Below are 8,162 nucleotides of genomic sequence, written 5' to 3' on the forward strand. Positions count from 1 at the left end.
GTTTTCCTATTATTGTTGAATAAAATAAACGCGTATTTGATTACTGTCTTTAAAAATGACCTTATTACGTGAAATAGACTGAATCATGCCTAGAAGTGGTACATTACTACCAACCCAATACCGATACTTGTCGTCATATAAATACCCTCTTGATGTCGATGAGTAAAAGATTGAATATGGAAAGTTGGCATTATCAATAACTTGAGTGCTATCATTCCTAACTGAAACGGATGGGATAATATCCTGTAGCCCATTAGCTCTTAGCACAATTGCAGCTTTGGCGTTATCATTGACAAACCAAGTATCATTTATCTTATTAAACGACAAACCATATTCACCTAACACAGCCATAACTCGATTATCAGTTTCAAAGGTCTCAACCTGGATTTGATCACGATCGACTTTATTTATTACCTTATAACTAACAGGCTGCTTCGAATCGCTTGAGACTAATTCCACAACAGGTTGTGAGAGAATTTGCAAATTATTTGCTTCAACAATCTCAGCATTTGCTTGCAAAGCCTCAGGCAACAACAAAAAGGAGGCGCTATTGGGCACCTTAAGCTTGCCATTCTTAACGTAACTACCATTGAGTTGAGTTAAGTGTTCTGCAATTTGCGTGTACTGGTTAGCTTGATATACCATCCACATACCTAGACCCAATCCAGCATTAAGCAACAAAGTTAACATAATGAGTGCTTGATATTTTCGTGCTAGATAGCTTAACCATTGTGGTTTACGTTTACCTTCTTGATAAACAAAAAAGGCTATGCCTCTTAAGCAATAGATACGGCCTGACTTCAGTTTTTTTAATCGATCGTTTTTTCTTGATCCTCTAATACAGATGATATTTTTATCATTGCAAAACTCCCAACGAGTACTTACAGGCAAAATTTCTGGAACATAAAGCGTTTCTGCATCTATATCTTTATTTGACCCTGTAATAACTAGTTTTGGTTCGACTGGTAATATTACGCCATGCAGGTGGCCATCAACGAATTCAACTAACCACATGCAAGTTCAACTCTTGTCTCAATGTATTTGCAATACTCACAGTATCACTCAACGCTTTTAATAAACCTTGAGGATGGTCCGGTAAAGGCATATTACGCACATAGAAATAATCATTCGACTTAAACTTAGCAATATATCCACCCGATGTTAATGAAAAATTAGCATTTATCTTTAACGCAGTATCTGCAGGGAAATGCTCAATATCGAGTTCAACCATAATCAAGATAGTGTTAGCAAGACCAACGCGAGCACCATCTTCAATGCGGCAGCTTACATCACCAAAATGACACAATAATGCTTGGTGTTCATCTAGCGATAGGCTTGAAGCTTGCACTAAGTGAGTAAATTCCATTATAAATAAGGTAAATTTTTTATTTTTCATCGTAATTAAACTTCATCTCAATCATAAAGCGGCGCTGAGTAATACGCTGTTCAGCAGTTGGTAAACCATTTTCAACACTACCGCGTAAAAAAATGGGCGTATTTCTCATACCTTCAGTTTGTAAAAAGTATTTCACGCTTTTAGCGCGCGCATCAGCTAGACGTCGATTACTCTCATAAGCTCCTGATGAATCAGCAATGCCATAAACCAATATGCTTTCTATTGGCTTTCCACGCAGATCTTCAATCATGCGAACCAACATATTTCTACCATCTGGTGTCAGAGCTGATTCATTCACCATAAATAGCTCATTAAATACTAAACGTACGTGTTTAGACTGAGTACGACAAATATCGAATATATTATCTAATGCGCATGATGATTTATCGTCTACTATCCAATATTTCCCATCGTCCGAACTCCAACGATCACCCGCTATAGATCGACCGGTATCAGCTACAGTTGAACGGTCACTGCCAGAAAATTTATTACCATTCACTACATTAATAAGATTTGAATAGAGCCAATAGTCACCTTGACAACTGCTTACCTCGCTTAACGCATAGGTATGTAAATTAGCGAGATAGAGCCTACTTGGATGAGAAGGCGTAGAAACTTCAATACATGTCGTTTGATGCGGTGAACCATCTACATATTCAGGTATTCTCTTTACCCAATAACGTAGATGATCTACATCATCAATCTCAGAAAACAGTAAATTATAAATATCTTGTTTCCACTCATGATCCCATATTATTGAATCATCTTTCACATTCTGGGCACATGAAGTGAGTCCAACTATCACCCCTATCCAAAGCCAATTTCTAAACATTTCTTGCACTTTCCTGCTTATTTAATTCTAAGAGAATAAAAGCGATATGGCGGTAAAACTCTTTAGGAATATAGTCTTCACCAGTACGCATACTTTTATAGAATGCCCTTGCAAGCCCTATATGTTCCAAAATAGGAATATTAAGCGCCTCTAATCTACGGCGTTCATCCAATGCAAATGATTCAGTTGTAATCTTGAGCACGACAGGGACTTTATCTATCATGCAGTCATAGCAAATAGGCACTAAGATATGCGTAGGATTTGCAATAGCAAAAGTTGGTGTACGCCCTTTAGTCATTGGCGCATCCATGACTTCTCGCATTTGCCGTTTGCGTTCAGACTTCATTTCTGGCGAGCCTTCAGTTTCTTTCATTTCATTTTTCATTTCAGTAAACGTCATACGGTTTTTATGATTAAAGTGATAACTCTCAGCCATAAAATCTACACAACCTAAACTTACGCCATAAACAAAAAATAATAAGGAAACCAAACCCACATACAGCATTAGATTATAAATAAAGTATGACACATTGTTTATTTGTGCCAACCTAGTTAATTCTGCGCCACCAATATCAAAAACATATTTAAGCAAAAACAACAAAAACGTTAACTCTAGCACCTTACGTAATGAACGGGATATTGCCTCAATGCCAAATATATTTTTAGCCCCAGTAACTGGGCTAATCTTTTCCATTTTAAGACCTAATGACTCAGTATTAATAACATTCTTATTTAGCATTACCCAACTAATAGCTGCCATGACGAGCTTAATCATTAGCAGTATGAATATACCCCACGCAATCACACTGTAAATAATGTCTAAGCCTGTCTGTATATCTGCATATAACATTACCTCAAACCAATCATTTGACGAATCAAAAATAAAATAAACTGTACCAATAAATATCACTGCAAATACCACTAACTCCATAGTCGGTTCTGCTAGTTCAGTTTTTGGAAACTGACCTTTTTTTCTTAACTCCCGAAGCTTCTTCTCCGTTGGCGGATATTTTTTGGGTTCAGTTGATTCGTTTGACATAAATTTAGATCAAAACTTGTAGTGGTTCGGAACTCACAACACAACTTGGATCAGCTATATCACCATGGCTACATACTGAAATAGTTGATACCACCTGCTGGAAGAAAGATTTAACCGAATTAATTTCATTATCGTTCACAACTAAAGTCGGCTTACTTCCATATAGTGAGGTCATTCGCAGAACTTCCTGGCGTAATGCTGACTGAAGCTCAATTAGGCTATCTAAATCCTCACTCTCTCCCATGACAAAGGTTTCAATGCACTCGGTTAGTTCAGAACTCAACAGCGCAACATAGATTTTTCCCTCAGAATTCATTAAACGTGAGGTGATTTCATATCTTGCTTGATTTCGAATCCGATTGAGCCAATTTTTAGACTCATTATCGATACGAGACCAATAAATTAATGCCTCAAAGAAAGTCACCCTATCGAGATAAAACTCGCGAGCACGGATCATTTCTTTAATCACATCATGGACACGGTTCAAACCAAGTGCCGAGTCGATTTCGTTTTTAATCACTTCACTTTGGCTTGCAAGTCCTTCAATAATATTGCTGGTGTATTGAAGATTATACTTTTCAACTAAGCATTTCCGTAAAAAATATTGCACAATCGTAGCGATATTTTGGGTGGCAGCATCGCTAACAAAAATTTCGTCCCCAAGTACTTCGATTAGCTCTGCAGACTCATCATGTGAGAAGCTATAAATACGAATACCCGAAATATGAACTTCTATATCAACAGTAAGTTGCTCATCTACTGTGATAATAGGGGCGCCGAGGGCTTGGCCCCAAAGTGCTTTTTCAATCTGTACAAGACTAGTTTCTACTAGGGTGCAATGCTGATGTTCCCTTAGCACAAATGTAAGAGATTCATATAGTCCACTGCCGGCAATGCCTGTATTTACGACAGTTTTTGGCTTGCCTTGCACTCGCCACAGTAAGAACGCTGACAGTGTACATAAGATAAATAACGTCATACACACATAGAACAGACTTGGACTGAGTAGACCGAGTAGTAAAATCAAGGCTCCAATAACTAACAGGCTTTTCCAAAAACGGCTAACCTGCTTTGCCATCTGCCCCATAAATGAACTAGATTCTTCATCCCCTTTAATACGCGTGAGATACACACCGCAAGCGATTGATAACAATAAGCTGGGGATCTGCGAGACAAGACCATCACCTATCGTCAGTACAGAGAATCGGCTAACACTTTCAGATAGCGAGAGATCAAACTGATTAACCCCCACATAAATGCCACCAAACAGGTTAACCAAGCTGATCAAAATACCAGCAATAGCATCACCTTTGACGAATTTCATTGCGCCATCGAGCGAACCAAATAGCCGATTTTCGGTGCTTAAATCAGAGCGTAACTTTTGTGCTTGTTCACCTGTAATAAGACCGCTTTTTAAATCGCCGTCAATCGTCATTTGTCTACCAGGTAAGGCATCCAGAGAGAATCTGGCCCCCACTTCCGCGACCCTTTCGCCACCTTTGGTAACAACTAAAAATTGCACTATGGTGATAATGATAAAGATGAGTAACCCTGAAATAAGGTTCCCTCCCATCACAAACTCCCCCACGGTTTCAATCACATTACCTACATCTTCATTCGCAATAATGTTTCGGGTCGTTGCGATAGACAATAACAAGCGAAAGGTCGTCAGTAACAATACGACCGTTGGTAAAAATGTCACCATTAGAGGTTGATCATTCTCAAGCATGATAACCAGCAGCAATACTGAACTAATAAAACTAATTAAAATAAACAGATCGATCACCACTCCGGGAAGGGTGAACAAAATAATAGTTGGCAACGCAAATGCGATAATCACACTGCTGGGATTAAACTTGATAGGAAACCGACGAAGACGCTTAATCATACCGTCTCCAAGCTAGTCCGTAGTGCTTCAACAATCGACTGAGTTTCTATGCTAATAATCTTGTCGTCATTCTCTATCGTCAGCACGGCGAATCCATTGACATAGGTATGCTCTACAGACAAATGTCTTGCCTGATCGTCTATTTCAGCATGGAGTAAGTCCACAAGATGTCCGATTAAATACTCATTAAGACTCAGTTCTGTTAAACGCAATTTTACGGTTTCAGCGAGTCGGTTTTTCAATTCATCTTTCAACAAACTAAGACTTTGATACTGTTCTTCAACAATATCGACAAGCTGTTGATTGGCTTCGTCAAACCAACGCTCTTGATTAACCTGAAATTCTTCTTCTATCTCATTATATAAATTATTAGCGTGAAGATTGAGCGCCTGCTCTTTCTCCTCGATCAGTTGCACCACTTGCTCTTCAAGCATTTGCTGGTATTGCTCGACTCTCTCTTCTAAAGCAGATAATAACGACTTAGCCTCGTTATAAATAAGAAGATCAGACTTCTTTATTACGTTTGAGTGACGCTCTTTCTTAAATGCAATCTGTGGAACTAATCGATGCAATGAATTGATTTCTATATACAAGACATACCTCATTCTGGTTTAGAATTTAAGCTTACTAAATCCTTAAATCTCACTACAAAAGAAAAAAAAAGATTAAACCTGAACTCTTATGATTTAATCTTTTCAATTGATGGAGAGTCTGGTGGTTAGCTATTGATTCAAGGCGCTAAAACCAGATTACTTCGAATAACCGGAGAGGTAACAATCAGTTTTCCACTGGCAGTCCCGAGTAAATATGAGCGTCCGGTCGACACTAGATCCAACCCTGAAATTTGCTGGTAATCAGATTTATTCATTCGATTAACGGGATTTAACTGCGACTTAATCTCGGCCCGATCCCTTAAATTATTTAATTTACCGGCAAAATGATTTTGTCCTCGCATACTGGTAGCCCCTTGAGTCAACAGGACCTTCGAATTCAAACTTTTCAAATACTGACCTAAATCTTGTTTTCGCCACTCTTCAAATTCAGCAGAATCTTTTTTACCTCGTAAAGACTCAGGTATAGGTCGCCAAGATCCCATTAACGTGCCAGCCTCTGGACGATCTAAGAACTTAGGTACCCTATGTTGAATATGTCCCCCCGCTCGGCCTACTATGCGCGATTCGATCTTACCTAGGTCAAGTTGTGGTTTAGCAGTACTTTTTTGACTCTCAGCGGCAATAACAGGACCAGCTGTCTCAGTCGACACAGGGGTTAATGTATTAACTAACGTTGCAACAACACCGACTTCACCATCCGTCATCGATGGCGAACCGTTGCCCGTTGCAGCTGAGGTTGTACCGCTGCCATTACCTGCCGCGGGACCACGAGGATGAGCTGTCGCTGCACTCGGCACTGCATCTGGGGTTGTCCCCAAATTACGTCTAGGTCCTTGGGTGTAATTACTGCCCGTTTGCGCACCCTGACTCAGACTCACTGGGGTGGGACTACTCACCTCCCATTTACGGCCAGTGTATCCTTTTGCAGCATTCGCCTCAGGCACTTCTGTCGCAGGGGTGTCTTCCGTAGGCACGCCATCCGTCTGTGACATTGAAGGCGTGTTTGTGGTCTTCGCCGCGACTGGCGGACGAGCTGGTGTACCCGCATTCGTCGGTGTTTCTGCGACGGCTGTCGGCACATCGGTTTGAATCCCATCATCTGTTACATCCGCCACCGATGGCGAACCGTTGCCCATCACTGGTGGGGTTGTTCCGCTGCCATTAACAGCCGCGGGACCACGAGGATGACCAGTCGCGGTACTCGGCGCTGCATCTGGGGTTGCCCCCAAATTACGTCTAGGTCCTGGGGTGTAATTGCTGCCCGTTTGCGCACCCTGACTCAGATTTACTGGTGTAGAACTACTCACCTCCCATTTACGGCCAGTGTATCCTTGCGCAGCATTCGCCTCAGGCACTTCTGTCGCAGGGATGTCTTCCGTAGGCACGCCATCCGTCTGTGACATTGAAGGTGTGTTTATGGTGTTCGCCGCAACAGGTGGACGAGCCGATGTACCCGCATTCGTCGGTGTGTCCGCGACGGCTGTCGGAACATCGGTTTGCGTGCCATCATCTGTCATCGATAGCGAACCATTACCCGTTGTAGGAACAGGACCACGAGGATGAGCTATCGCTGAACTCGGCGCTGCATCAGGGGTTGTCCCCAGATTACGTCTAGGTCCTTGGGTGTAATTGCTGCCCGTTTGCGCACCCTGACTCAGATTCACCGATGTTGAACTACTCACCTCCCATTTACGGCCAGTGTATCCTTTTGCAGCATTCGCCTCAGGCACTTCTGTTGCAGGGATGTCGTCCGTAGGCACGCCATCCGTCTGTGACATTGAAGGCGTGTTTGTGGTCTTCGCCGCGACTGGCGGACGAGCTGGTGTCCCCGCATTCGTCGGTGTTTCTGCGACGGCTGTCGGAACATCGGTTTGAATCCCATCATCTGTTACATCCGCCACCGATGGCGAACCGTTGCCCATCACTGGTGGGGTTGTTCCGCTGCCATTGCCAGCCGCGGGACCACCGGGATGACCAGTCGCTGCATCTGGGGTTGTCCCCAAATTACGTCTAGGTCCTTGGGTGTAATTGCTGCCCGTTTGTGCACCCTGACTCAGATTCACAGGTGTTGAACTACTCACCTCCCATTTACGGCCGGTGTATCCTTGTGCAGCATTCGCCTCAGGCACCACTGTCGCAGGCGTGTCGTCCGTCTGTGACATTGAAGGCGTGTTTGTGGTCTTCACCGCGACTGACGGACGAGCTGGTGTCCCCGCATTCGTCGGTGTTTCTGCGACGGCTGTCGGCACATCGGTTTGCGTGCCATCATCTGTCACATTCGCCACCGATGGCGAACCGTTGCCCATCACTGGTGGGGTTGTTCCGCTGCCATTGCCAGCCGCGGGACCACCGGGATGACCAGTCGCTGCATCTGGGGTTGTCCCCAAATTACG

6 protein-coding genes and 1 pseudogene are annotated in these 8,162 nt (G+C 42.7%); all 7 read right to left on the reverse strand.

The window, feature by feature from the left end:
- Positions 1-9: 9 nt before the first annotated feature.
- A complete protein-coding gene (locus KO531_RS18155) occupies positions 10-1,014 on the reverse strand; it encodes a hypothetical protein (RefSeq protein ID WP_219251894.1) in 1,005 nt (334 codons plus the stop codon).
- Positions 1,001-1,396 (reverse strand): hypothetical protein, encoded by a 396-nt coding sequence (locus KO531_RS18160; protein ID WP_247651588.1) that lies wholly within the window; start codon positions 1,394-1,396, stop codon positions 1,001-1,003. Before KO531_RS18160 ends, KO531_RS18155 begins: the two co-directional genes overlap by 14 nt.
- Positions 1,386-2,228: an OmpA family protein gene (locus KO531_RS18165; RefSeq protein ID WP_168827279.1), complete on the reverse strand. Its 843-nt coding sequence runs from the start codon at positions 2,226-2,228 to the stop codon at positions 1,386-1,388. Before KO531_RS18165 ends, KO531_RS18160 begins: the two co-directional genes overlap by 11 nt.
- Positions 2,221-3,267, reverse strand: a complete 1,047-nt coding sequence (locus KO531_RS18170) for an EscU/YscU/HrcU family type III secretion system export apparatus switch protein (protein ID WP_219251895.1) — start codon at positions 3,265-3,267, stop codon at positions 2,221-2,223. The genes KO531_RS18165 and KO531_RS18170 overlap by 8 nt, the downstream gene beginning before the upstream one ends.
- A 4-nt stretch (positions 3,268-3,271) precedes the next feature.
- Complete coding sequence (locus KO531_RS18175; protein WP_168827154.1) at positions 3,272-5,155, reverse strand: FHIPEP family type III secretion protein; 1,884 nt, start codon at positions 5,153-5,155, stop codon at positions 3,272-3,274.
- Positions 5,152-5,748 carry a hypothetical protein gene (locus KO531_RS18180; protein WP_173248264.1) on the reverse strand — a complete coding sequence of 199 codons (597 nt, stop codon included), beginning with the start codon at positions 5,746-5,748 and terminating at the stop codon, positions 5,152-5,154. The genes KO531_RS18175 and KO531_RS18180 overlap by 4 nt, the downstream gene beginning before the upstream one ends.
- Positions 5,749-5,885: 137 nt before the next feature.
- Positions 5,886-8,162 (reverse strand): annotated as a pseudogene (locus KO531_RS18185) (hypothetical protein); the annotation flags it as partial.

Source organism: Shewanella sp. NKUCC06_TVS (assembly GCF_019345515.1).
Taxonomy (GTDB): domain Bacteria; phylum Pseudomonadota; class Gammaproteobacteria; order Enterobacterales; family Shewanellaceae; genus Shewanella; species Shewanella oncorhynchi.

Excerpts from the sequence above, each read along its gene's own strand:
- KO531_RS18160 (WP_247651588.1), bottom strand. The coding sequence starts at position 1,396 with ATGAAAAATAAAAAATTTACCTTATTTATAATGGAATTTACTCACTTA.
- KO531_RS18165 (WP_168827279.1), bottom strand. The coding sequence starts at position 2,228 with ATGTTTAGAAATTGGCTTTGGATAGGGGTGATAGTTGGACTCACTTCA.
- KO531_RS18170 (WP_219251895.1), bottom strand. The coding sequence starts at position 3,267 with ATGTCAAACGAATCAACTGAACCCAAAAAATATCCGCCAACGGAGAAG.
- KO531_RS18155 (WP_219251894.1), bottom strand. The coding sequence starts at position 1,014 with ATGTGGTTAGTTGAATTCGTTGATGGCCACCTGCATGGCGTAATATTA.
- KO531_RS18175 (WP_168827154.1), bottom strand. The coding sequence starts at position 5,155 with ATGATTAAGCGTCTTCGTCGGTTTCCTATCAAGTTTAATCCCAGCAGT.